Annotated in this window: 14 protein-coding genes; 4 read left to right on the top strand and 10 right to left on the bottom strand. The window is 58.7% G+C overall.

Annotation, left to right across the window (positions count from 1 at the left end; genetic code table 11):
- Window positions 1-41: 41 nt before the first annotated feature.
- Window positions 42-530 (top strand): DUF1269 domain-containing protein, encoded by a 489-nt coding sequence (locus Enr13x_RS25980; RefSeq protein WP_145389786.1) that lies wholly within the window; start codon window positions 42-44, stop codon window positions 528-530.
- On the opposite strand, the gene Enr13x_RS25975 is transcribed toward Enr13x_RS25980, so the two are convergent.
- A complete protein-coding gene (locus tag Enr13x_RS25975; RefSeq protein ID WP_145389784.1) occupies window positions 521-5,749 on the bottom strand; it encodes a chemotaxis protein CheB in 5,229 nt (1,742 codons plus the stop codon). The genes Enr13x_RS25980 and Enr13x_RS25975 overlap by 10 nt on opposite strands.
- On the opposite strand from Enr13x_RS25975, the gene Enr13x_RS39480 reads away from it, so the two are divergent.
- The 3 genes from Enr13x_RS39480 to Enr13x_RS25965 all read left to right on the top strand — a co-directional run bounded on the left by Enr13x_RS39480 (window position 5,748) and on the right by Enr13x_RS25965 (window position 16,117).
- Window positions 5,748-5,870: a hypothetical protein gene (locus tag Enr13x_RS39480; protein WP_261344152.1), complete on the top strand. Its 123-nt coding sequence runs from the start codon at window positions 5,748-5,750 to the stop codon at window positions 5,868-5,870. The genes Enr13x_RS25975 and Enr13x_RS39480 overlap by 2 nt on opposite strands.
- 218 nt (window positions 5,871-6,088) lie before the next feature.
- Entirely contained in the window at window positions 6,089-14,401 is an 8,313-nt protein-coding gene (locus Enr13x_RS25970) for a tetratricopeptide repeat protein (protein WP_145389782.1), read from the top strand.
- Window positions 14,402-14,929: 528 nt separating this feature from the next.
- Window positions 14,930-16,117, top strand: a complete 1,188-nt coding sequence (locus Enr13x_RS25965) for a Na+/H+ antiporter NhaA (RefSeq protein ID WP_145389780.1) — start codon at window positions 14,930-14,932, stop codon at window positions 16,115-16,117.
- A gap of 258 nt (window positions 16,118-16,375) precedes the next feature.
- On the opposite strand, the gene flhB is transcribed toward Enr13x_RS25965, so the two are convergent.
- From flhB to fliF, 9 genes are read right to left on the bottom strand one after another with little or no spacing between them, the layout of a single operon-like run.
- Window positions 16,376-17,443 carry a flagellar biosynthesis protein FlhB gene (gene flhB, locus Enr13x_RS25960; protein ID WP_145389778.1) on the bottom strand — a complete coding sequence of 356 codons (1,068 nt, stop codon included), beginning with the start codon at window positions 17,441-17,443 and terminating at the stop codon, window positions 16,376-16,378.
- Between the two features lie 3 nt (window positions 17,444-17,446).
- Window positions 17,447-18,217 carry a flagellar biosynthetic protein FliR gene (locus Enr13x_RS25955; protein ID WP_145389776.1) on the bottom strand — a complete coding sequence of 257 codons (771 nt, stop codon included), beginning with the start codon at window positions 18,215-18,217 and terminating at the stop codon, window positions 17,447-17,449.
- Window positions 18,214-18,483, bottom strand: a complete 270-nt coding sequence (locus tag Enr13x_RS25950) for a flagellar biosynthetic protein FliQ (protein ID WP_145389774.1) — start codon at window positions 18,481-18,483, stop codon at window positions 18,214-18,216. Before Enr13x_RS25950 ends, Enr13x_RS25955 begins: the two co-directional genes overlap by 4 nt.
- A 15-nt stretch (window positions 18,484-18,498) precedes the next feature.
- A complete protein-coding gene (locus Enr13x_RS25945; RefSeq protein WP_145389772.1) occupies window positions 18,499-19,224 on the bottom strand; it encodes a MotE family protein in 726 nt (241 codons plus the stop codon).
- A gap of 3 nt (window positions 19,225-19,227) precedes the next feature.
- Entirely contained in the window at window positions 19,228-19,662 is a 435-nt protein-coding gene (locus tag Enr13x_RS25940) for a flagellar FliJ family protein (RefSeq protein ID WP_145389770.1), read from the bottom strand.
- On the bottom strand, window positions 19,659-20,960 hold the full coding sequence (locus Enr13x_RS25935) for a FliI/YscN family ATPase (protein ID WP_145389768.1): 1,302 nt from the start codon (window positions 20,958-20,960) through the stop codon (window positions 19,659-19,661). The genes Enr13x_RS25940 and Enr13x_RS25935 overlap by 4 nt, the downstream gene beginning before the upstream one ends.
- Before the next feature lies 1 nt (window position 20,961).
- On the bottom strand, window positions 20,962-21,576 hold the full coding sequence (locus Enr13x_RS25930) for a FliH/SctL family protein (RefSeq protein ID WP_145389766.1): 615 nt from the start codon (window positions 21,574-21,576) through the stop codon (window positions 20,962-20,964).
- Window position 21,577: 1 nt separating this feature from the next.
- On the bottom strand, window positions 21,578-22,591 hold the full coding sequence (locus tag Enr13x_RS25925) for a FliG C-terminal domain-containing protein (RefSeq protein ID WP_145389765.1): 1,014 nt from the start codon (window positions 22,589-22,591) through the stop codon (window positions 21,578-21,580).
- Between the two features lie 20 nt (window positions 22,592-22,611).
- The gene (gene fliF / locus Enr13x_RS25920; RefSeq protein WP_145389763.1) at window positions 22,612-24,144 is read right to left on the bottom strand and encodes a flagellar basal-body MS-ring/collar protein FliF; all 1,533 of its coding nucleotides are present in this window, start codon (window positions 24,142-24,144) and stop codon (window positions 22,612-22,614) included.
- Window positions 24,145-24,281 lie beyond the last annotated feature (137 nt).

The following is a 24,281-nucleotide window of genomic DNA, read 5'->3' as shown; positions in this document are numbered from 1 at the left end:
CGACCAGACCTTTTTATCGCTAAACCAAAGGAAACCGTACCATGACCTCAAATTGCCTGATTGCCGAATTCAACAACGAACAAGACTTTCGAACCGCGATCGAAGTGCTGGAGAAGGCACATTTCACCGAAGACGAAGTGTCGACGGTCAAGCACGCCGACGACGAGAGTTTGTCCGAGCTTGACGCCGCCGAAGACACGACGCCGGTTTCGCCGTCGAGTGAGAAAACGGCGGCCGCGTCGACCCTGGCGGGTGGAACACTCGGCGCTGCACTGGGTTCCATGACGTTGATGGGACCATTGCTCGTCGCCGGACCGATTTTCGGGATGGCCGCGGGCGCCGTCGGCGGCGGACTGCTCGGTGCGGTCGAAAGCTGGGGCGTCGACGACCGAGTCGCCGAGAGCTACGAAGCCAAAGTTCGCAACGGGGCGCGGCTGTTGATTATCACAGGGGACGACATCCGATTGGCGGACGCCGAGAGCATGCTGAAAACGACCGGACCGACATCCTTGGAAACGTTTCAACGGTGATTCGCCTTGGTGCAGCCTGACGGCGAATCAACCGACGTCGCCTCTCCTACGACGCGGATCATCTTTGCCGCGTCGATGGGTTTGGAGAGGTAGTCATTGCAGCCCGCTTCCAAGCACTTGTTCATGTCTCCCTGCATGGCATCGGCCGTCAATGCGATGATCGGACCACGGTATCCGATCTCGCGCAATTTTTTTGAGGTCGAGTAGCCGTCCAGATTTGGCATTTGCATGTCGAGTAAGATCAGGTCGGGACAGTCTCCCGTTTTCAAACACGCGCTGAGATGCTCGACCGCCTGCACGCCGTCCTCGCACTCATCCACCGTCGCGCCGGCCTTGGTGAGAATGTGTCTGCTCAGAAAACGGATGTCTTGACGGTCGTCGACGATCAGCACATGGCAGGAGAGTTTGCCCAGGGTGGAAGTCGGGGGCGTCGGGCCGGAGCCGCCATCTGAACGGGGTTCCAGATAGCGAACCAGATCCGACGGAGAGACATCGCCCGTCGCGATACGCAGAGTGAAGGTACTGCCGACACCTTCGGTACTGCTGGCGGAGATGTTGCCACCGAGCATTTCAGCCAACCGTTGGCTGATGGCAAGGCCCAGTCCGGTGCCGCCGAAGTGACGCGTCACGCTGGCGTCGCCTTGTGAAAACGGTTTGAACAGTTGCGACATCTGTTCCGCAGAAATGCCGATCCCCGTATCAATCACGTCGAACTGCAATTGTTGCGAGGAAACCTCGAACCGAATGCGAATCTTGACCCCGCCTTGCTTGGTAAACTTGATCGCGTTTCCCACCAGGTTGATGAGGATCTGTTTAAGCCGCTTTGCATCGGACAGGATCATCCGGGGCAGTTTGCCGTCATACTCGATTTCGAGGGTCAGGCCGCCCTCTTTCGCGCGGACTTCCATGATGCTTCGGACATCTTCGATCAACCGGCAGGGTTCGAAACGTTCTTGTTGGACATCCAGTTTCCCGGCTTCAATTTTGGACAGGTCCAGAATGTCATTGATGATTTCCAGCAGGTAATCTCCGTTGCGTCGAATGGTTTGCAGGTATTGCTGCGACTCGTGGTGATCGACCAGATCCTTGAGCAGTTCGGCGTAGCCCAGGATGGCGGTCATCGGCGTCCGGATCTCGTGCGACATGTTGGCCAGGAACTCACTTTTTGACGCACTGGCTTGATGAGCTCGGCGTTCACTCTCGCGGAGAGCCTCGGCCTGCAAGTGTTCCTCGGTCGAATCCCAATTGACGCCGTACATTTGGATGACTTTGCCCTGGTCGCGAACGACTTCGCCGAGTCCGTTCATCCAGCGAATTGCACCGTCGGGGCGAATGATGCGGAACTCGCTATCGTAGGTATCTGAGCCCTCGATCGCATCTTGCCACGCCTGTTTGAGCGGCTCGACGTCGTCGGGGTGCACCAAGGAGAAGAACAGATCGGAGCAGGCTTCCTGGTCGGAGTCGATGCCGAGCAGCTCGTACAGTTCGGGCGTCCAGATACTTTTTGTCGGCGTCCATTCCCACGCCGCCATGCCGCCGGCACGCAACGCCATCTCCATCCGCCGCGTCACCGACCGTTGTTCTTTCTCGATCTTGACGCGATCGCGGATGTCGACGCCGGATGGGATCAAGAATTCGACATTTCCGTCGGCGTCAAAGACGGGCGCGATCATGAAATCGATCATCACCCCGTCGCTGCCGTGTGCGAACAGTGACACGTCATACCGGACGACTTCACCGGCAAAGGCCCGAGCCATGGCCGCTCGCGTCTGTTGAACCACTGCGGGGTCGTAGTTCCACCACGGCGCTTCGGCAAAGGGTTTGCCGACCACGTCTTCCCGCCGCGCCCGGGCGATCTGCAGTGATCCGTCGTCGATTTCCAGCAACCGTCCCCCGCGGTCGATCACACCGACCAAACCGAGTTGGTTGTTGATGACGCGACGCAAGTGCGCTTCGCGGTCGGCAAGGTCCAACTCGCGACGTTTACGGTCGGTGATATCGACGACGACACCAAAGAAATCCTCGGCCACACCGTCTGCGGACCTCCTCACGCGGCCGCGTGCGCGGAGGTGTCGCACCTCCCCGCTGGGCAAACGGACCGGATATTCCTCGTCGTAGATGTTGCCCTCGGCGATCGCATTTTGGATCGCCGACGAGATGTGATTTCGAACGGATGGATCGATACGTTCGAGAAAGTCATGGAGCGACGGCGACTCGTTTTCGGCAAAACCGAACAACCGGTTCAGGATCGGATTGCTGATCGGCTGTCCCGAACGCACGTCCCAACTCCAGGGAGCCACATCGGCGATCTGCAATGACAATTCGAGCCGATCCTTGGCATCGGCCAGTTCCGTTTCAGCGCTGCGACGCTCGGTGATATCGATGAAGGTGACGACACAGCCTACCGTTTCACCGTCTCGGATTTGCGGGTGTGACCAGTACTCCACATCAAACGACGATCCATCGGTGCGCCAGAAACATTCGTCATCGACGTGCACCGGTTCTCCGTTGCGAAAGGCTCGCGCGATTCGGCATTCGTCGGCACCATACGTTGAACCATCGCGACGCGAGTGGTGAATCATGTCATGCATGGATTGCCCCAGAAACGCGTCCGCGTTTTGATAACCGAGCAACTTGGCACAGGCGGCGTTGGCGAACGTGCATCTGCCATCCAGGTCGATGCCGTAGATCCCTTCCGCGGTCGAACTCATCAGCGACGCCAACATGGCCTCGCGCTCGACAAGTTCAGAGACATCGACGAAGGTCACGACGATGCCGTCGGTCAGCCCGCCGCGGGATCGGTAGGGCGAAACGCGGCGAATGTAGGAGCGGCCGGATTCGCCGACCACCGTGTCTTCGATGACACCGGTGGATTGAATCGTTGCCGGATCGGGTAGCGGTGGCATGTTGCGAACGCGGGGGACAAAATGCTCCAGCGGCCTGCCGACGTCGGTCGGAATCAGTGCGTAGATTTCCTTGATCGCCGGCGTGAAACTTCGAATCCGTCGTTCGTTGTCCAGGAACACGGTTGCGATCTGCGTGCTGCGCAGCAGATTCTCCAGGTCGGCGTGGGCGCGTGCCACGGCATCACTGCCGGCACGGATCTCCTCCTTGGACGTTTCCAACTCTTCGTTGGCCGATTGCAGCTCTTCGTTCATCGACAACAGTTCTTCGTTGGACGATTTCAGCTCCTCGTTGGCCGCCTCCATGTCTTGGAGCGTGCGTTCCAGATCACTTCGAGTCGATTCGAGTTCACGTTCCAATTGGGCGATGATGACATCGGCGTCGTGATCGCCGGTGGAGCTGGCGTCCGGGGGGTGATCAAATTCTTCACGCCGCATCGGTTCGCCGACGTCATGGAAGACGACCATGAATAATTCGGCGTCCTCTCCCAACTGGGGCATCGGCTGGACGGTCAACATGACCCGTTGGATCAGCTCCCCATCACGGATTGACAGATGGTCGTGCGTTACCCGTCGACGCGCCTTCTTGGCCTCGCTGAGGGCGGCTCGCAAACCGATCCTCAAACTGGGCAGGGCCATCTTGATAATGTGATTGTGAAAATCCCCGCCGGAGACTTCCAGATACTTCGAGACGCCGTCCGAGGCGTTCAGGACCGTACCGGTCTGGTCGATCACGACGGCTTTGGGTGTGAACTCGTCCAACAGAATGCGTTGGCGGATGACATTCAAATCGATCGTCGCATCGGACTGTGTTTCGCCGGCGTGAACCGGTTTGACCTCCCCGCGGCGTGTCACCAGCGCACTGATCGACCCCGTCGCTGTGCCTTTGCGTTGTGAAATGCGGCACTTGGTGTCGAATGACTTGAATAATTCGCCGTGCGTCGAAATGGTTTCGCTGGGACCGAGAAAGAGGAAACCCGCGGGCCGCGTGGCGTAGTGAAACAGCGGAATTAATTTTTCTTGTAAATGTTCACCCAGGTAGATGAGCAAGTTGCGACACGAAATCAGGTCCTGTCGCGAGAACGGTGGGTCACTGATCAGATTGTGCTTGGAAAAGAGAACGAGTTCGCGGACCTCTTGGGTGACTTGATATCGTTTGCCGCGTCGGACGAAAAATCGCTTCAAACGCGCCGCGCTGACGTGATCTTCAATGCCGGTCGGGTACGACCCCGTCCGTGCGATCTGCAACGCACGATCGTCGATGTCGGTCGCAAAAATCCTGACTTCGGGCGGATCCTCCATCGCGTCGACCTGCTCGCGACAGAGCATCGCCAAGGAATAGGCTTCTTCACCGGTACTGCACCCGGCCACCCAGATGCGGACGACGTCGTCGGGACGTCTGCCGTCAAAGATTTGCGGCAGCACCGTCGTTGCGATCGCGTTGAAGGCCTCGGGGTCGCGGAAAAACGCGGTCACGCCGATCAACAGTTCTCGAAACAGCGCGTGTGTTTCCTCCTCGCTCCGTTGCAGGTGGGACAGGTACTCGGCGGCGGATGCAATCTTCAGAACGTGCATTCGCCGCAGCAGACGACGCGTCAGCGTGGTGATTTTGTAGTGCTGGAAATGATGGCCGGTCACCTCGAAAAGGTGCTCTGCGATTCGTGGAATCGCTTCGGCAATTTGGTTTTGAACACGACCGACGGACTGCTCATCGCCGTATCGATTCAGGTGATCGGTGTACCGTCGCAGTTCGTCCGCCATCTCGCTCGGACGGCACACGTGATCGGCCGCCCCAAGCGTGGCGGCGCTGCGAGGCATGCTGTCGTACTTTGCCGACGCGGTGTCCTGGGCAAACGTCAGCCCTCCGGCGTCCCCGATCGCCTTCAGTCCGACGGTGCCGTCGCTACCGGTTCCCGAAAGAACGATTCCGATGGCTCGCTCGGCTTGATCCCGGGCCAACGAATGGAAAAAGTGGTCCACCGAGTTCAGCGGACTTTCATCGCTGCCGGGAACCACGGGCAAAATGCCGCCGTGCTTCACGTCCAAAAAGCGATTCGCGGGAGCGAGATAAACGACGCCGGGTCGGAGTTTCGTTCGTTCGGTGACTTCGGCCACCGTCATCTCCGTCGCCGCATCCAACAGGTCACCGAGTAGCGGTTTGCTGGACGCATCGTGATGCAAGACGAGAACGATCGCCAGATCCTGGCACCTTCCCAGATGTTGCAGGAACTCGCGAACCGCTTCCAGTCCGCCCGCCGACGCACCGATACCAACGACAAGTGGCGTTTCTTTCACTTTCGTCGTCTCGTTAGTCATGATCGATTTCCAAACCGTCGGCAAGACTGCCGCCGGCTGTCACTTGAACACCATCAAAACGCTCCCCAACGTCTTTCACACTGCCCCGGATGACCTGCATTGGCAATCGCTCCAAATCTGACAAAAACCACCTGTTGGTCAAATTGGAAGCGACACAAGCGGTTTGGTCAATCTGGAAACAGGCGATCCGCGGCGACTGCCGCTGAGAATGTTTTTACAGTTGGTTTACAACCCTTCGGTTCGTCGCTCCCGGGGGATGGGTTAGAGTAGTGGAAAACCTTGTCGTGCCCGGGACGTTGATCCGATCGGCGTCCGGACGCTTGCTACTGTGGAGTATCGATGATGGCTCGATTCGGCTCGAACCTGTTGCGTGGGGTGTTCTTGGTCTCGCTCGTGTGGGGTGGCTTCGGGGATGGCGTCGCCGCCGACCCCGGCGGTCCGGATGACTCTGTCCGGCGCCCTTCCATCAGCGGCGTAGTCGGTATCCCGGCGGCCGTTCACGACGCGATGCAAGCGAGACGGTATCAGGACGCCGTCAAGGCGATCGAGTCAGAACTACAGAACGACGCTGTCACCGCGGCGGATTACCTGCTTTATCTGAAAGCGCTCGCGTTGTCGCACGCGGATCAACGGGACGATGCCGTCGCGGCCTATCTGGAACTGGAAAAACGGTTCCCCAAAAGCGAATGGGTCAGCCGGTCCAGGTTCGGGCGTGCGGCCGTCGCGGTGATGAATCGCCAGTACAACGTTGCCGGCGAAATCTATCAGCGCGAAGCCGAACGATTGCTCTCGCGGGGCAGAAAAGACGAACTCGCAAAAATCTACCTGGAGTTTGCCGATCGCTTTTTCGAGGGCGTCCCCGCCAATGATCCCTCGCGCGCCAAACAACCCGATTACAAACAGGCGTTGGAGTATTATCGCGAAGCCAACAAGCTTGGACCGACCATTCGCCGCCGGCAACAAATCGAGTTTCGCGTGGCACGCTGTATCGAAGAACTGAAACAGCTCGATCAGGCGACGCAAGCCTACCAAGCATTTCTCGCCCGGCACGGCGATCCCGATCCGAACTCAGGCGTGTCCGCGTCGGTCGAGTTGCAGTCCGATGCGATGTACCGGCTGGGGGTGGTCCAGCTGGAAAACAAGCAGCCTTCCGCCGCGCGTCGGACTTGGCAAGACCTTCTTTCTAAACACGATCCACCGCTCGACCCAAGTGAGTCCTTGGCCGACCGACTGGCCAATGCAACGTATCGACTGGCCCACACCTACGGGCTGCCGAACCCGGCAACCGACGGCAACCTCGAGCTGGCCGTCACCCTGGCAGAACGGTTTCTCAAGGCGTACCCCGACCACCCACTCGCTGCCAAGGCCGAGCTGGAGATTGCCCAAGGTTATGAATCGCGGCGACGCAACGTCCAAGCGATCGACCGACTGGAAAGCTTGATCGCCAATCCGATCTATCGCGAATCCGACCAATTGGCGATCGCGCGACGGATGCTCGGGCAATCGTATTTCGCCCAGAATGAGTTTGACAAAGCGATCGAAGCGTGGAAGGAATTCCTGGAAAATCATCCGACCGATTCGCAGTGGCCTGACGTTCAACAAAAAATCATCGGGGCGGAATTTGCCGCCGCCCAATACGCACTCAACGAAAAAGACTTTGCCAAGGCCAGGGCGCTGTGGCAGACGTTCCTCAACAAGTATCCGCTGGACCAACGGGCGCCGAACATCTTGTTGCAATTCGGCGAAATGAATCGGCGCGACGCGCTGGACCGACATCAACAGCGTGTCGACGCGGCGATCAAAAAAGGCCGATCCGGGACCGAGATCCGACTCAATCAAACCTGCCGAGAGTTGCTGGAGGACGCGATCGCCGATTGGCAGCGTCTGGTCGACAAGTATCCCGATACGGCGCAGGCTTCGTTGGCGTCGTTGCGGATCGGCATCACGTTGGAAGAACAACTCCAGCGCCGCGAGGAAGCGCTCCAGTCGTACAAGAAGGTCAAGGGGGCCAGTGAGTCAGCTGCCAAGCAGCGGATCGCGCGGCTGACCCGCCCCGAGTTGCAGGTGATGACGAAACGCAAATTCCGCAGCGACGAACAGGCCGGGATTTTGCTGACCACGCGAAATCTGGAGAAGGTTTCTGTGGCCGTCTACACGATCGACATGACGGACTACTTTCGAAAGATGCACCTGGCCACCGGGGTCGAAAAACTGGACATTGCTTTGATCGACCCGGACCAGCAGTTTGAACATGCGGTCGATGATTACGAACCCTTCAAGCAAATCGAACAGGAGGTCACGATTCCGGTCGATGGGCCGGGCGTCACCGCGGTCACCGTCAGCAGTGACAAGATGGAAGCCACGACCATGGTCGTCGTCAGTGATTTGGACATCCTGGTCAAATCGTCTCGCAACGAGTTGTTTTTGTTCGCGCAAAACATGCGAACCGGAAAACCGGCCGAGGGAGTCAGTGTGCTGGTCAGCGACGGTGCGTCGGTGTTCGAGGAATTGGTGACCGATGCAGAAGGAATCGTACGTTCGCAGTCGAAGCGATTGCGTGACATCAAAGATTTGCGTGTGTTTGCGGTCCACCAAGGCCAGATCGCATCGACGGTGACCAATTTGAACGGCCTGGACTTCGCCGTCGGTTTGGTGCCCACGGGATATCTGTTTACCGATCGCCCCGTCTATCGGCCGGGGGAATTGGTCAACATCAAAGGCATTGTGCGGTGGGTCGATCAAGACCGATTCACGTTTCGCAAGGGTGAGAGGTTCGTGTTGGACGTCTACGATGCCCGCGGCCGAAACTTGAAGACGGAGACGGTGACGCTAAACGCATTCGGTTCTCTTCACACCAACATGGTGCTGCCGTCCAGCGCGGTGCCCGGACGATGCCGCATCCACCTTCATCGACGCTCGACACCGAATCAACCGGAACTGTCGTTTGAATCGCAGTTCGAGGTCAAACAATTCAAGTTGGAACCGGTACAGCTGACGATCCAGACCGACCAAGACGTCTACTTTCGTGGCGACGAAATCACCGCCACGGTTTCGTTGGAGTATTACTACGGCGCCCCGCTGCCGGGCGAAGAAATCAGCTACTCGATCGGCGGTGAAAGCGAACGCGAGACGGCGAAAACCGATGCGGACGGAAAAGTCGAACTCAAGTTTCCGACTCGCCGATTTAGCGAATCACAAGCGATCGCGATCGATGTCGCCTGCCCCCAACGCAACGTCAGACAATCTCAGACGGTCTTTCTGGCCACACGTGGATTCAATGTCAACGTCACCACGGGGCGATCGGTCTACATCGCCGGTGAAACCTTTGATGTGAACATCAACGTGGTCGACCCGGCAGACAAACCGGTCGGTACCGCGGTCCGGTTGGAGGTGTTTGAAGTCACTCGGCCGGACGGCGCGTCCGGGACAGGCAGCCGATTGACGACACGACGCATTGGGAGCGGTCGCACGGGAGAACGACGGATCGAAGTATTCGACGTCACGACCGATGCCGAAGAAGGGCAAGCCGGCAAGACGATCCAGATCGAGCGAGGTGGAACCTACATCGTGCGGGCGACCGGCAAGGACCGTTTCGGGAATTCCGTCAGCGGCCAGACTCGGTTACAGATCTCGGGCGACGACGACACCACGCGTCTGCGGATCTTGGCCGATCAGCACAACTATCGGGTTGGGGACAACGCGGGCGTGCGATTGCACTGGCGAGATGCCCCCGCGTTGGCGCTCGTGACGTTCGATGGAGCGTCGGTGCTGGGACACCGATTGGTGCAACTGAAACAGGGCGAAAACAAGATCGACATCCCGATCGACGCGGATCTGGCGCCGAATTTTTACCTGTCCGCCAGCGTGATGCAGCGCAGCAAGTTACATCATGCCGTCAGTGGTTTTGTCGTCGCCAAACGATTGCAAGTCAAACTGACACCATCGACGACGGATCTCAAACCGACCGATCGCGTCAAGGTGGGCATCGAAGTGACCGACTCGAGTGGCCGTCCGGTGGCCGCCGAACTGGCGATGTCACTGGTTCAGTCGAATTTGCTCGATCGATTCGGGGCCGATGGGCAGAAGATCGTCGCGGCTTTTACCAGCGGGCTTCGCCAACGACGGATACGACAAACGTCCAGCTGCGAATTCAGCTATTCGACCCAAACGCGATCGATCAACGAAGCCTTGCTCGTCGAATCGGAACGACGATCGCGGCGGCTGGCCGAAGCGGATGCGGCGGCAAACGTTTTCGCCGACGGCGAGGTTTCGTTGAAATTCGCGGAGATTGCAGGAGACGTGATCACCGAGGATGAACCGTTCGGAGCCAACCAAGCCGAGGATTTCGCGTATTCCGGAGACGTCAGTTCTTGGCAATCGCTCGGTGTCCATTTCGACGTGGACAACGACGCCCTGGTGCAGCGGATGCAATCGCAGATCAGGATGCAGCAACAATCGACCGGTGGGACCACTGCGACACGCCGGGCGACGTCGATGTATGCGCAAACGGGACCTCTGTCAGGCAATCGCGGCGTTCAAGCGGGCCAGCTGGGCGATCGACAATGGGCTCAGGATTGGTCGTTCTGGGGTGCAAAGGCCCCCGCATCGATTAGCAAACTCGGTCGTGTCGACAGCAAGTCGTTGCAACGCCGTGACGTCACCATCAACGGTTTAACCCTGGACGGAAAACTGCTGGTGATCAATGGAATGAGTGACGACGAAGTCAATCAATTGAACCAACTCACCGGCGTTCGAATGTTCGGTCAAGCGATCAGTGGCGAAACCGGTTTTTGGGACCCCGTCATCGTCACCGACCCCGACGGCAAGGCTGAGATCGAGATCACGATGCCGGCCGATTCAACGGCCTGGAAACTCAGTGCGAGTGCAATCAGCACTGACACGCTTGCCGGTTCGCAGTCGGTCGATCTGGTCACGCGAAAGTCGTTGTTCGGCCAGCTCCGCGTGCCGCAGGCGTTTACCGTCGGCGACAAAGCGGACGTTCGCATCGAAGTCCACAACTCGCTGGAAGGCCCGCGGACAATCAACGTCGCGCTCAAAGCAGCCATGGGAAGCCGGTCGCTGGAACAGAACAAGACCCTCGAAGTCAAGGATGCGGGGATCGAAACGCTGACGTTTCCCGTCGAGATCGCCGAGTCGGATCAAGTGCAGTTTGAATTGACGATCCGAAGCGAAGGCGTCGCCGGGGACACCGACGTATCGACGGCGGAGGTGCTGCCCTATGGGTTCCCGGTCTATCAAACGGCAAGCGGCGTGGCGTCCCAAAACACGCTGGCGTTGATTCAATTGGAGCCGAACCAAAAAACTCGCGGTCAGTCGCTGGAGTTGATGATCGGCGGTGATCGACAGCAGTCTCTGCTGGACAGCCTGGTGCGTGCCGAGACGTATTTGCCGCTGCGTTGTTTCCCGACCAGTTTGCTGGACCGCAGCGCGTCGGATTGTTTGGGAGGCGTCGCGGTGTTGAACCATCTCCGCCGATCCGCACAGCCGGATTCACCCGAGGGCGCGCAAGTCAGCGGGATCATCGCCGGTGCGGTCAGCCATCTGATCGCGTCGCAACGCGACGATGGCGGTTGGAGTCTGGCCGGTCATTCGGCCGGCCCGGCTGATCCGATCAGCACGGCACGGGCGATGGGGGCGCTGGTCCATGCTCGCCGCGCGGGATTCGCGGTGCCGGAGCGACAATTTGAATTGGGAGTTGCGTCGCTGAAAAAGGCGTTCGCCGGAGCAACCGACTTGAACCGTCAAGCGGTGTTGTTGGCGGCGCTGGCCGAATGCGGGGCCGGCGATTTTGCCTTGGCCAATCGTTTGTATCGGGAACGCAATCGGCTGGACGACTATGGCGTGGTGCAATTGATGTTGGCCCTGACGTCGCTCAACCACAACGAGATGGCGGCGGAACTGGTCTCCCTGGTCAATCTGGACAGAGCCGGCGGACGATCGAGTGTCGGCCGGACGTCGGTGGAAATCGCCGCGTTGGAATTGATCGCTTTGCAACGGATGAACCTGCGGCCGGAACTGCGAGCGAAACTTGCCGAGCGTCTGATGGCCGCACGGGCCGGTTCACGCTGGCCGGTGGAATCGGATAACGGTCCGGCGATCGCGGCGCTGTCGGCGCACTTCGGTGAAAACCCGCCGCAGCGTGAAAGGGTCGCCCTGACGATTTATGTCAACGGTGAAGAGCTGGAATCGCTGACGCTGGAGCCCGGTGCAGAGAGTCGTCGCATCCAAGTGCCCGACGAGTTGCTCGTTGACGATCGGCAACGGATTGAGTTTGAACTGGACGGTCGCGGCGAGTTCTCCTACAGCGCCGTCCTGACCGGTTTTTCAGACGCCGATTCAATCACCAGCACGACGACGGACTGGTCGGTCGGGCGACGCTATGAACCCGATCAAATGCGCGTCGACGGTCGGCCGATTCCGCGCGGATACCGTGTGATCGACGGCAGCCACTCCTGGTCGCCGAACAAATTGACCGAGCTTCCCGTGGGCGAGCGTGCGCTGGTCACGCTAACGCCACGAGTGCGTTACCAGAATTCACGTCCGCTGCGGACGTATTTAATGTTGGTGGAACCGATTCCGGCGGGTTGCACGATCTTGGAGGAAACGATTAGCGGCGTGTTTGATCGCTACGACATCACCCCCGGTGCGATCACCTTCTACATCGGCGATGCGAAGACCCCCGGCGACATTCGCTACACGTTGGCCGGGTATTTGCCGGGAAATTACCGGACGGCTCCCGCCGTGTTGAAAAGTTATTATTCACCCTCAGAGATTGCCGTCACCAAGCCGGGAACGCTTCGCGTGCTGTCACGCGGTGAGACATCCGGTGACGAATACAAGCTGACGCCCGATGAGTTGTTCGAACTCGGCAAAGTCCACTTCGCCAAGGGGGAATTCCAGAAGGCCTACGATTCACTGCGGGAACTCCATGAGAACTGGCAGCTGCATTCGGATCCCTACAAGGAAACGGTGTTGTTGCTGTTTCGCGCCTCGATCAAATTGGGAAGCCATGCGGACATCGTCAGGTTTTTTGAGATCGTGAAGGAGCGGTTCCCCGAAGTCGAGTTGTCGTTTGAGGAAATCCTGACCGTCGCGATGTCGTATCGAGAGATCGCCGAATACGAACGCAGTTACTTGGTCTATCGGGCGACGGTTCAAGCGAGTTTCGAAAAAGAGAATCAGGTCGCGGGATTCTTGAACGCGCGCGGCGAGTTTCTGCGAAGCGTCCAAGCGATGGAGTCATTGCTGCGTGACTACCCCGCTGAATCCTACGTCGCCACCGCCAGTTATGCGCTCGCCCAGGAGGTCTATCGGCGTGCCGAAACGGTCGCCGAGGATAAGACGTTGATGGAGTCAGGGATCACACGTGTCGATTTGATCGCCAGTTCGATTCGCATGCTGGACGATTTTGTCACCAACTGGCCCGAAGACCCGTCGAGTGATCAAGCCAGTTTTGCGCTCGCGACGGCGTTGATCGATCTGGAACAGTACGAACGGGCGATCCGGCGGGGCCGGCAATATGCACAGCGCTACCCCGACAGTCGATTGCTGGATTCGTTCTGGTACATGATCGGATTTTGCTACTTCGAACTCCAGGATCACGAGCAGGCGCTTCAGATGTGCCGGAAGGTTGCCGAGGCAACGTTTACGGATCCCAAGACGGGGGCGTCGCGTCAAGCGGATAACAAATGGGAGGCCGTTTACATCATGGGGCAAATCCATCACAGCCTCGGTCAGGCGGCCAAGGCGATCGATCAGTACGCCAAAGTGAGCGACCGATTCAAGGACGCCGCCGAGGCGATCGAATTCTTCAGCCGAAAGTCGGTTTCGTTGCCGGATGTGACGACGCTGTTGGCCAAGGACGAAAGTGAGGTGTTGCTGCAGCACCGAAACGTTTCGTCCGTGTTGATCAAGGTGTATCGGATCGACCTGATGAAGTTCGGATTGACGCAGCGGAATCTAGACCGGATCACCGCGATCAATCTGGCGGGAATCAAACCGTATCACCAAGAGACGGTTGAACTGGGCGACGGAAAGGATTACCGAGACCGCGAGACGAAAATCGCGTTGCCACTGAAAGAGCAAGGTGCGTATTTAGTCGTCGGACGATCCGACAATCTTTACACGTCGGGTCTGATGGTGGTCAGCCCGCTGGCGTTGACGGTGGAAGAGGACTCCGTGTCGGGACGGGTCCGCGTCAGCGTCAAGGACAAAACGAAGGATGCGTTTGTCGGCGACGTGCACGTCAAGGTGATCGGCTCGGCCAATGACCAGTTTGTCTCCGGGCAAACCGATTTGCGCGGCTTGTTCGTCGCCGACGGGATCGAGGGAACCGGCACGGTGATCGCGGTCGGTCAAAACGACCAGTACGCGTTTCACCGCGGATCGGTGTTTCTGCAGCAGGCTCGTGGACAAACGCTGGATCGCCAACGGGCTCAGACCGACGACATGTTCGGGCTGCCCGCCGATGCCTCCCAAGAACCCGCCGCAGGTCAAAGCGTGAAAGGCGGCAAGGCGTTGCTGAACAATTTGTTCAATCAGAATGGCGTCTTCCAGCAGGAGCAGAAGATGAACTATGAGGGGTTGATGAACAATCGCCGGGACGGTGTGCAATCCAAAGAAGCGTATTGATCACGCGCTGGGGTGCAGGATTCAGCCCCCTGGGTTCGCTGCTTGGGACGTCGATTGTCTTACTGCAGGATTTGGCAACCGATTTAGACTCTCTCCCTCTGGGAGAGACGGCGTTTGCGCAGCAAGCAAACGCCAGAGAGGGCCGGCGGCTCGCGTAAGTCTTGACGACTTCCGATACGATCAACTCCGCCACTTATACAATTGACGTCCCTCGCAGCGAGCGGGATGCGCCTGAAGGCTGGACACCAACGTGCGCTGATTTCCCATTCAGGCTTTCCACGCCAATCACGGCGTGTCTCAGTGGTGGCCGTTGTCCCTCAGTTCTGGCGATGCATCGTCAGTGGACTGCAGATGAGGGTGAATCGCCAGTCTTGCGGGTGAACTTCTTGCTCCCCGCTTTAACCGCGAACTACGCTTGCGAGACTTCCAAGATAGTGTTTCCAAACCAAATAGATGATAGGGCAATGCCTGATGGCGACAGCATCGACGAATGCGAATCCGGTTCGATCTTTCCTCTACAACAACTCGATGTTTCTCGTGTTGGGCTCGCTGGCCGCGTTGTTATGGGCCAACGCTGATGGATTGTTTTCCGGGCATTCGTATCATAACTTTGTGCACGTCAACCTGTGGCCGCTTGCCGGATCGGGGCACGGCGATCACGGCGGTCATGGTTTGACATTCCACTTTGTCGTCAACGATATCTTGATGGCGTTGTTCTTTGCGATCGCCGCCAAAGAGGTATGGGAATCGATCTTGCCGGGCGGTGCACTCTCGAATATGCGGACCGCGGCAACGCCTTTGTTGGCGACTGCCGGCGGTGTCGTCGGTCCTTCGGTCGTCTATCTGGTAGGTGCCGTTGCCGTGGGACAATACTCCGAGCTTGGCAACGGCTGGGCGATTCCCTGTGCGACCGATATTGCGTTCAGCTATCTGATTGCCCGATTGATATTCGGCAACGGTCATCCGGCCATTTCATTCCTGCTGTTGCTGGCGATCGCCGACGATGCGCTGGGGCTGGCCATCTTGGCGGTGTTCTATCCGTCCAGCGAGGTCAGTCTTGCCTGGTTGGGGCTGACCGCGATCGCCGTCGCGACGGGCTTGGGTTTCAAACGCAGCGGCATACGCAATTTCTGGTGGTATTTGGCGATCCCGGGAATCATGAGCTGGGTGTCGTTTTACATGGCCGGCATACACGCGGCACTGGGTTTGGTTCCGATCATCGCCACCTTGCCCCATGCCAACACCGACGCGGGGATCTTTGCTGAAAGCGGCGAAGAAACGGATACGTTGAACCAGTTTGAGCATTGGTGGAAAGAACCGGTCGAGCTGATTTTGGGTCTGTTCGCCCTGGTCAACGCCGGCGTCGTGTTGTCGAGCGTCGGCGCGGGAACCTGGCTGGTGACGATGGGGCTGTTCGTGGGCAAACCCCTGGGAATCTTCGCTTTCAGCTACTTTGCGGTTCGGGTGTTGAAACTCGATTTGCCCGGCGGCATGAATCTCAAGCACGTCGCGGTGATCGGTTGCATCGCCAGTTTAGGGTTCACCGTGGCCCTGTTCGTCTCGACCGCTGCGTTCCCCAATCCCGGACCGATCCAAGACTCCGTCAAGATGGGCGCGTTGCTGAGTTTTCTGGCCCCGGTCAGTGCCTTGGCAACGGCCTGGTTGATGGGCATTCGCCCGGCGTTCTTGGGCGGTGAAGAAGAGGGCAAGGTGTAACCGGGGTGCCAGTGCTTTGTCTGGGTTTAACGTTACGGTTGCTCTGAAGGTGTTAGCGGAACGGCGCGAGCCGTTTGTCGATTTAATCGGGATCTGCTGAGTCAGTGGTGAGCCGCTGGCCGTAAGGCCTCGGGCGGGCGCTGGCCGTAAGGCCTCGGGCGGGCGCCGCAATGCCCGGCCGCTTACGCGTCGCGGCTCACAAAATCGACAGGCCGCGAGCCGTCCGGTCTGATCCTCAGTTCAAAGGTTGACAATCCGCTAGATCGCCGAACGCATGCGATTGACGAAGTTCAGGATTTCGGCGACGGCCTGGTACAACTCGAACGGGATCGGGTTGCCGATTTCGACGTTCTTGAACAGGAAGCGTGCCACCGGTTTTTTTTCGACCACGGGGACGCCATTTTCTTTGGCGATCGCGATGATCTTTTTGGCGACGAAGTCCGCCCCCTTGGCGATCACGATCGGGGCGTCCATGTTGTCGCGGTCGTACTGAACCGCGACGGCAAAGTGGGTCGGGTTCGTGATCACGACGGATGCCTTGGGGACATCCGAGAGCATTCGCTTGCGTCCCATTTCGGCTTGCAGTTGTTTGATCCGCGCCCGAACCATCGGGTCTCCCTCGCTGGACTTGTGTTCCTCCTTGATGTCTTGCCGGCTCATCTTCATGTCTTCGAGGTGTTTCCATTTTTGGAACCCCAAGTCGACCATGCCGATGAAGGTGATCGTGGCGGCGATGGCCAGTGAGCATTGGATCAACAGTCCGCCCAGAAAGAACATCAGCTCTTGGATCGAACCGAATCCGGAGGTCGTGATCTGGTCGATTTTGGATTGACCGACGAAGATCGCGATCGCGACGATGACGGCGGCCTTGGCGAGTGAGAGCGCCCCGCGGACGGCACTCTGCATCGAGAAGATTTTCTTAAACCCCTTGATCACGCTCAGCTTGTCGACGTTCAATTCCAGGGGTTTGAAGCTGAGGTTGAAACTGGTTTGCAGCAATCCGGTGGCCGCGGCGAGGATGCCCAAGGGAGCGACAATCGCCATCACGGCCGCACCGATGCGGAGGGTTTCATCGATGAAGGCTTTGACCAGCAAACGGGGATCGACCACGACTTCTTCGAATTCGGTCACGCGGTGTTCGATGGATCCGGTGATGGTGCCGAAGAACCAATCGCCCAAGGACCAATAGAAAAACGCGGTCGTCGCCAGGATCACTCCCCCGACCAATTCCGCACTGAATCCGATTTGGCCGTCCTCGCGGGCTTTGCGCAGCCGCTGCGGTGTTGCCTCCTCGGTCCTCTGATCGCGATCTTGATTCTCGGCCATCGATCACCCCAACAAGGATTGCATCAGGTATTCGATGTCTTCTTGCACGCGATAGAAATAGATTTCGATCGCACCGAACAGGATCGGGCAAAACAGAAACAGCAACAGACCGCCGAAGCCGACGCGGATCGACATGCCGACCGAAAACAGATTCATGGCCGGCGCGGCGCGATTGAGGAATGCCAGGACCAGCGTGACCAGCATCAGCAGCACCAACAACGGGGCGACGATCAACAGCCCGTAATCGCTGGTCCGATTGAACGCCGCCGCCAATTCTTCGGTCGGCAATTCGAGCAGGCCCACTCGGGTCATCGTCTCGTTGAACGAAAGGTGCAGGGAGAGGATGATGAAGTGGTGCAGGTTGAGCGAAAAGAACACCAGCATCGAAAAGGCTTCGAAGATACGTGAGACCAGTGTCGACGAATCCTGGCTGCCCGGATCGCTGATCGCAGCGAGGGACAGCCCGAGTTCCTGGGCGATGTAAGACCCGGCGATTCGCGCCGGCCAGAAGAACAGCCCCAGCACCAGGCTGAGCAGCAGACCGATACAAATCTCTTTGAAGACCAGGAACAAGAACAGCAAGCTGCCCACGTCTTCGAGTGCCAGTTGGGGCATCACGTTCTTGGCGTCGGCCAGCCAGAAAACGGACAGCGCCGTGGCCAGCCCCGCTTTGACCTGGTTGGGCAGTTGTTTTTTGCTGAACAGCGGAAAAAACGCAACGAAGACCGAGACGCGGGCGAGCACCAATAGAAACAGGACGACGTCGCCGATCATTTCACAAATTCGACCATTTGTGTCATCAAGCCCAGCGTGTAATTCTGGAGCGTGACGAGGTACCAATTGGACAGAAAGATCAGAATGAAGACCACGCAGATGATGCGTGGTGCGAACGAGAGCGTTTGTTCCTGAACACTGGTGACGGTTTGAGCGATGCTGATCAGCAAGCCGACGACCAGGCTGACCGCGACGACCGGCGCGGTCAGCAGCAACGCCATCGCGAAAAATTCTCGACCGATCAGTACGACGTCTTCAATTTCCATCCTTGGATCCGGTTGCTATTTGTTGGTCAATGCTTCGATCAACTGGTTAACCAGGATCGGGTCGTTCATGGCGCCGAGAATCTTCGATTTCTGGCGGTCGGGCATCTTTTGCAGCAGCGAGGCGGCGAAGCCCATCTTGCCGTTGTTGGAAAACTCGCGAATGTATTCGGCGGCCTGTTCGGGTTGCAGGCCCTCGAACCAGCCTTTGACTTCATCGGCCTGGGTGTCGGCGCTGGACACCGTGTTGACCTTTTTGGTGTCTGACTTTTTGGTCAGCTTTTCGAGCTCCGCCTTTTCCTGTTCGACGTCGGACAGGGTCGATTTCAGTTCTTCGGTCATCCGGCTCAGCAGGTCCAATTTGGTGTCGATGCCTTCGCTGAACGCCCGCAATTCGTCCTGTTCGGTGGCCAGGTCATCGAAGATCAATTTGACCCTCATCTCGTCGCGTTTGACGCGTTCTTCGCGTTCGGCGAGTTCCTGTTCCATGCGTTTGATCGAATCGCTCATCTGCAGCACCGCTTCGACCGAGACGTTGTTGTCCGGGCGAAACGAGACGGGCACGGCATCGCCCTGGGGGTCGATCGCTTCGTCGGTGGCGAATTCGCCCTGCGGATCAGACCCATCGCCCGGGTCGGTGGTTTCCAGGTCGGCGGGTGTCTTTTTCAGCAGGAACTGGGTCGCACCGGCCGACAAGCCGAAAATGACGGCGCAGGTCAACATCGCCGTGATGATCGCTTTCATGTTCTAATTCCTTGCGTACTTTTTAAGCGCGTTTTCATCTGCCAATAACATTTGTTGCGTCATGGCGTCTGCATCAAATTCGAGCCTTCGCTGGTCCATCAGGATTTCCAGCCCGCGAACCCGCGCGCGTTGATCCATCACGCGTGAACGCGCCTCGGCACGCTCGGATTCGCACTTGGAGAGGACTTCGCGGACGATTTTGATCGAGCGATCGATGCTGTCGATCCAGAGGTTGGTCTGGGTGAGCGATTCGATCGAACAGGCTTGGTCGATTTCCAGCCCCTGCCGTTTGAGCGCTTCGAATTCATCGAGTCGTTGTTGGTGCGACGCCAACATCGCGTCGATCCGAGCGAGTTCTCCGATCAATACGTTCAGCTGACTGGTTTCCAGCGAGTGAATGCGACGGATGCGATCGATCTTTTTCTTCAATTCGCTCATTGCGGCAGCCCGATCAATTGGTGCAGCCGATTGAGCCCGGCTTGGGTCGACGCCAGTGTGCTGGGGGCGTCCATGGCCTGGCGCAGGAACTTGTTGACCTCGGGGTAGGTCTCGATCGCGCGATCAGAATCCGGCATGGCGCCTTTTTGGTAGGCGCCGATTTGGATCAGATCCTCGACTTCGAAGTATTTTGCCAACACCCGTCGGACGCTGGCGGCTTGTTGTTGATGCGGTTTGTCGGTGACCTCTTTGAACAACCGACTGGCGCTCTTGAGCACGTTGATGGCGGGAAAGTGACCTTCGTGGGCGAGTTTTCGATCCAGGACGATGTGTCCGTCCAGGATGGCCCGCGCCGAATCGGCGACCGGTTCGTTCATGTCGTCGCCGTCGACCAGGACCGTCAGCAGGCCCGTGATCACGCCCTTGTCGCTGGTCCCGAGTTGTTCCAGCAGCTGCGCCATTTTTTGGAACACGCTGGGGGTGTAACCGCGCGAGGTGGGCGGTTCGCCGAGCAGCAGTCCGAGTTCGCGTTGTGCATGTGCCAACCGGGTCAGACTGTCCAGCATGAACAGCACGTTCATTCCTTGCGAGCGAAACCAACTGGCGATCGCGACGGCGGATTCGCTGGCACGGATCCGGGCCAGGGGTGGCTGGTCGGAGGTCGAGACGATGACGACGGATCGAGCCAGGCCTTCTTTTCCCAATGTGTCTTCGATGAAGGGACGGACCTCGCGCCCGCGTTCGCCGATCATGGCGACGACGTTGATGTCGCACAACGCGTGTTTGGCGATCTCGCCCAGCAGCGTGCTCTTGCCCACACCGCTGCCGGCGAACAGTCCGACCCGTTGGCCTTGGCCCATCGTCAGCAATCCGTCGATCGAACGGACACCGGTGACGAAGGGCTGGCGGATCAGGGGACGCGTCAGTGGATCGGGCGATTCGAAGTGCAATTCGGCCGTCGCGTCGCAATGGATCGGACCGAGCGAATCGATCGGGCGTCCCAGGGAATCGATCACGCGTCCGAGCAGTTGGCGACCGACGGGGACACGCATGCGTTTGCCGGTGGAAACCACGACGTTGCCGCGTTGGAAATCGACGCCGGAATGATATGGCATCAACTGCGCTTTGTCGTCGTTGAATCCGATCACTTCGGCCAACACGCTCTGGCCGGTCGACGAGGTGATTTGGACCAATTCCCCCAGACCGGCATCGATGGTCGCACACATCCGGCCTTCGACGCTTTGCAGTCGCCCGGTCGTTTGAAGCCATTCGTCGTTTCGCAGCGTCGACATCAGCATGCTAGGACTCTCCCCTGGCCGTCGACATTCGTTTGGCCGCGGCGTCGAGGAAGGATTCCAGTGAAGCCAGGAAACCCTTGCCATTGGATTCGATGCGGCAGTCGCCCGGCTGGACCGTGGCATCGGCCTGAATCTCAATCGCCTCGTACTCCACTTGGGACAACCAGGATTCCAGCGGCGTGACACAGTCCGGGTTGACGAAGATGACCGCGGATTGGCTGGGGTGCACCTGACGCAGCAAGATGTTAGCGAAGTGGGCGACGCGTTCTTCGACCAGGCTGCTGTCGCTGCCGAGGGCCTGTTTGGCCAATTGCGTCGCCGCCGCGGTCAGTTGCACACCGATCGACGAGAACTCTTCGTCGAGTTTGGCGTCGAGGTGTTGCAGCTGTTGCTCGATCGATTGCAGCGTCTTGAGCGCGGACGCGGCGCTTTCGTCCCGTGATTCGGCAGCGGACCGGGCGCTCGGCTGCGCCGCCGCGTGCCCATTGATTGGGGGATTGGCTGCGGCACCGGCTGCTGCATCGGTTCGTGCAGTCGTCGGCGGCATCGCCAGGGGGCCGCGGGCGACGGTGACGTTGGCCAGGGATTGATCGAAGGGGATTTGAATCACAGCCATGTCAATCGATTTTCACCTCACCGGCTTCGCACAGGCCGGCCAAGATTTTGGCAATCGAGCCCCGTGCCTCGTTGATTTCCTCTTCGGTCGCGTTGGTTTTGAATTCCATTTCCTCTTGCAGCGACTCTTTGGCCCGCTTGGACATATTGGACAAGATGAACGTCAGCAGCGATTCATCGACCTGCTGGAGGGCACAGACCAGGGCATCGGTTTGGCATTGTCCGAGCAGTTTTTGCAGGTCTCGGTCACCGAGCTTTTCGATGTCTTCGAAGCGGTAGAGTTGATTTCGAACGGTTTCGGCCAGGTCGCTGTCGCGTTTTTCCAGTTCGTCGAGCATCGGCTTGCGGAGCGCCCTGGGCAGCGAACGCATCAGGTTCGCCATCTGGGAGGTGGTTTCCTGTTCGGTTTCGCGCTCTTCGACTTGGAGCGACAACTGGAGTGCTTTGGCGAGAATGCGTTCTTGGATCAACGGTGAAACGGACAGCGGCTGGGCCAGTTCCAGGAACACGTTGGGGCGGACGGCTTCGGGCAGAAACTCGAGTGTTTTCGCGGCGTGTTCGTTGGCCAGTTTTCGCAGCACGATCGCGGTGGCGACGGGGTTTTCATGCTTGAGCGCCTGGGCGACTTGATAGGGGTGCATCAAGTTGAGATCGCGAACGGTGTCGCCGGTCAGTTTTGGCGGGGTGAAGCGTTTGGTCGGTTCGATTTCGACGTCAAAACTTTCTTCGGCAATCTGCAGGATCTTGGGGCCATCGTCGTCCTGTGGGTCGTCCTCGCGCGTGGGGTCTTTTTTGTCGACGGTCTGCAGCGCCATGTGGAAGTAGTCCTCGAAATCGCCGAGGACCATATCGACTTCTTCCTGACTGGGCGGATAGGACTCAAAGTCCTTGAGCGCCTGATCGAGTTCGTCCAACGCTTCGCCGGAGAGATCTTGCCGCGCCATCGCGGTGGCCTCGTCCCCCATCAGGTGCAAGAGCAGCGCGAGACGCTCGGGCCGAGTCAACATCATCTTCATCGTTGCCAACCCTCCTGTGATCACGCGGCGTTGCGTTTATCGGAATCTCGATCGGAATCCGCGCCGGACCAAGATCGAACGACCTGTGCAAACACTTCGGGGTTTTCTTTGATCATCCGGGACAATTCGCTGACGTTTTCCAGGCGGGCACCATCGATTTGTTGATTCTCGCCGATGCCGCCCGGTTTGCTGGCCGGTCCGAACCGGCGGAGCAGCATGAGGCCTAACACAAAGGCCAGCAGGGCGGCAATCGCAAGTGATGCCTTTTCAACGATCGAGGTGATCTTGGTCCAGTCAAACGTAGCTTCCGGGGCGGACACGTCGAGCAACGGTTCGGTGAAAGGTAGGAATTCGACGGTGATTTGATCGGTGTCCTCACGATAGCCGACCGCATTCTTGACCAGTGCCGAGACGCGTTCGTCCAGCCCGGGAATCAACGTCCCATCCTCCTGCTTGACGCCTTGCGTTTCGGAATTGACCAGGACGCTGACGGAGAGGAAATTGCGGATCGGAGTGGAGTTGGCCTGTGTCTCTTCGGTGATCGGCACCAGGTAGCTGGTTTTGACGTTTTCGGTTTTGTTGAGGATGTTGCTGGTGGCGGACGCCCCCCGGCGCGAATTCAAATTGGAAGCCACTCCCGCGGCCCCGACGGCGGGCGACGCGGTGTTGGTGGTGGTTTCGGAGACCAAGTCTTCCTGGCTGGGGACGGCGCCGTCGGCGTCGTATTTGGTGGTTTTGGTCGAGCCCTGGGTGAACGTCATGTCCAAACTGACTTGGACGCTCGCGTTGCCGTATCCCAGGAACTGGGACAGTTGCGATTCGACTTTGTGGGCCAGTTTGCGTTCGGCTTCGGCGATGTACTCGACTTGGCTGCCGATTTGTTGTGCCTGTTCGTCGGGCACGGTGTAGCTGCGACCGTCTCGGTCGGTGATTTGGACCGCTTCGGGACGCAGGTCTTCGACGGCGTAGGCGACAAAGGAGGCGATCGACGCGGCTTGATGGTCGTTCAACCGGGCTCCATAACGCAGGGTCAGCATGACGCTGGCCGAGGGCGGAGAGGTTTTGCGTTCGAACGGGCCCTTGTCAGGAATGTTCAAGTGGACGTCGGCGTTTTCGACGATCTCCAGTTTCTTGATCGTCGCCGCCAGGCTTTGTTGTTTTTGCAATCGGGCCCGGTTGCGGCGTTCGGTGGGGCTGCCGAAGGCACCCCCCATGGGCAGGTCGGCGACGGCCCCGGCGTCGGCGACACCATTGGTGCGCGCCAACAGGCGGGCTTTGGCGAAATCGCGTTTGTCGACCAACAGGTTCCCGCCGGCCCCGGAGAGCTGGTAATCGATCCCGGCCTTGTCCAGGGCATTGATCACGCGATCGACTTGGTCCCCTTCACCCTGGCTGACCAGCACGACGTAGCTGGGTTGGACCGACCAGTAGCCGACGCCACCAACGGTGACCACGCACAGCACCGCCAACAGCAGGATTCCGATCCTTGCCGAAGGAGAGCTTTGCCGCCAGATATTCAGGAGGGCATCGATATAGGGCTGGATAACGTTCAAGGCAAATCAGGCAAGCGAAAGTCGCGTTTGGGAGGTAACACGAGGGTCGTCGAAAGCTGCAGGGGGCCGCGGAAAAGGGGGCAGGTACCAAAAATGCGAAGCACCCGTTGGGCCATTTGGTTTTTGGTACCTGACCC

The organism is Stieleria neptunia, assembly GCF_007754155.1.
Taxonomy (GTDB): Bacteria; Planctomycetota; Planctomycetia; order Pirellulales; family Pirellulaceae; genus Stieleria; species Stieleria neptunia.
Note: the sequence above shows the minus strand (reverse complement) of the source record. Positions and strands in the feature narration are given on the sequence as shown.

Excerpts from the sequence above, each read along its gene's own strand:
- Enr13x_RS25980 (WP_145389786.1), top strand. The coding sequence starts at position 42 with ATGACCTCAAATTGCCTGATTGCCGAATTCAACAACGAACAAGACTTT.
- Enr13x_RS39480 (WP_261344152.1), top strand. The coding sequence starts at position 5,748 with ATGATCGATTTCCAAACCGTCGGCAAGACTGCCGCCGGCTGTCACTTG.
- Enr13x_RS25975 (WP_145389784.1), bottom strand. The coding sequence starts at position 5,749 with ATGACTAACGAGACGACGAAAGTGAAAGAAACGCCACTTGTCGTTGGT.
- Enr13x_RS25970 (WP_145389782.1), top strand. The coding sequence starts at position 6,089 with ATGATGGCTCGATTCGGCTCGAACCTGTTGCGTGGGGTGTTCTTGGTC.
- Enr13x_RS25965 (WP_145389780.1), top strand. The coding sequence starts at position 14,930 with ATGTTTCTCGTGTTGGGCTCGCTGGCCGCGTTGTTATGGGCCAACGCT.
- flhB (WP_145389778.1), bottom strand. The coding sequence starts at position 17,443 with ATGGCCGAGAATCAAGATCGCGATCAGAGGACCGAGGAGGCAACACCG.
- Enr13x_RS25955 (WP_145389776.1), bottom strand. The coding sequence starts at position 18,217 with ATGATCGGCGACGTCGTCCTGTTTCTATTGGTGCTCGCCCGCGTCTCG.
- Enr13x_RS25950 (WP_145389774.1), bottom strand. The coding sequence starts at position 18,483 with ATGGAAATTGAAGACGTCGTACTGATCGGTCGAGAATTTTTCGCGATG.
- Enr13x_RS25945 (WP_145389772.1), bottom strand. The coding sequence starts at position 19,224 with ATGAAAGCGATCATCACGGCGATGTTGACCTGCGCCGTCATTTTCGGC.
- Enr13x_RS25940 (WP_145389770.1), bottom strand. The coding sequence starts at position 19,662 with ATGAGCGAATTGAAGAAAAAGATCGATCGCATCCGTCGCATTCACTCG.
- Enr13x_RS25935 (WP_145389768.1), bottom strand. The coding sequence starts at position 20,960 with ATGCTGATGTCGACGCTGCGAAACGACGAATGGCTTCAAACGACCGGG.
- Enr13x_RS25930 (WP_145389766.1), bottom strand. The coding sequence starts at position 21,576 with ATGGCTGTGATTCAAATCCCCTTCGATCAATCCCTGGCCAACGTCACC.
- Enr13x_RS25925 (WP_145389765.1), bottom strand. The coding sequence starts at position 22,591 with ATGAAGATGATGTTGACTCGGCCCGAGCGTCTCGCGCTGCTCTTGCAC.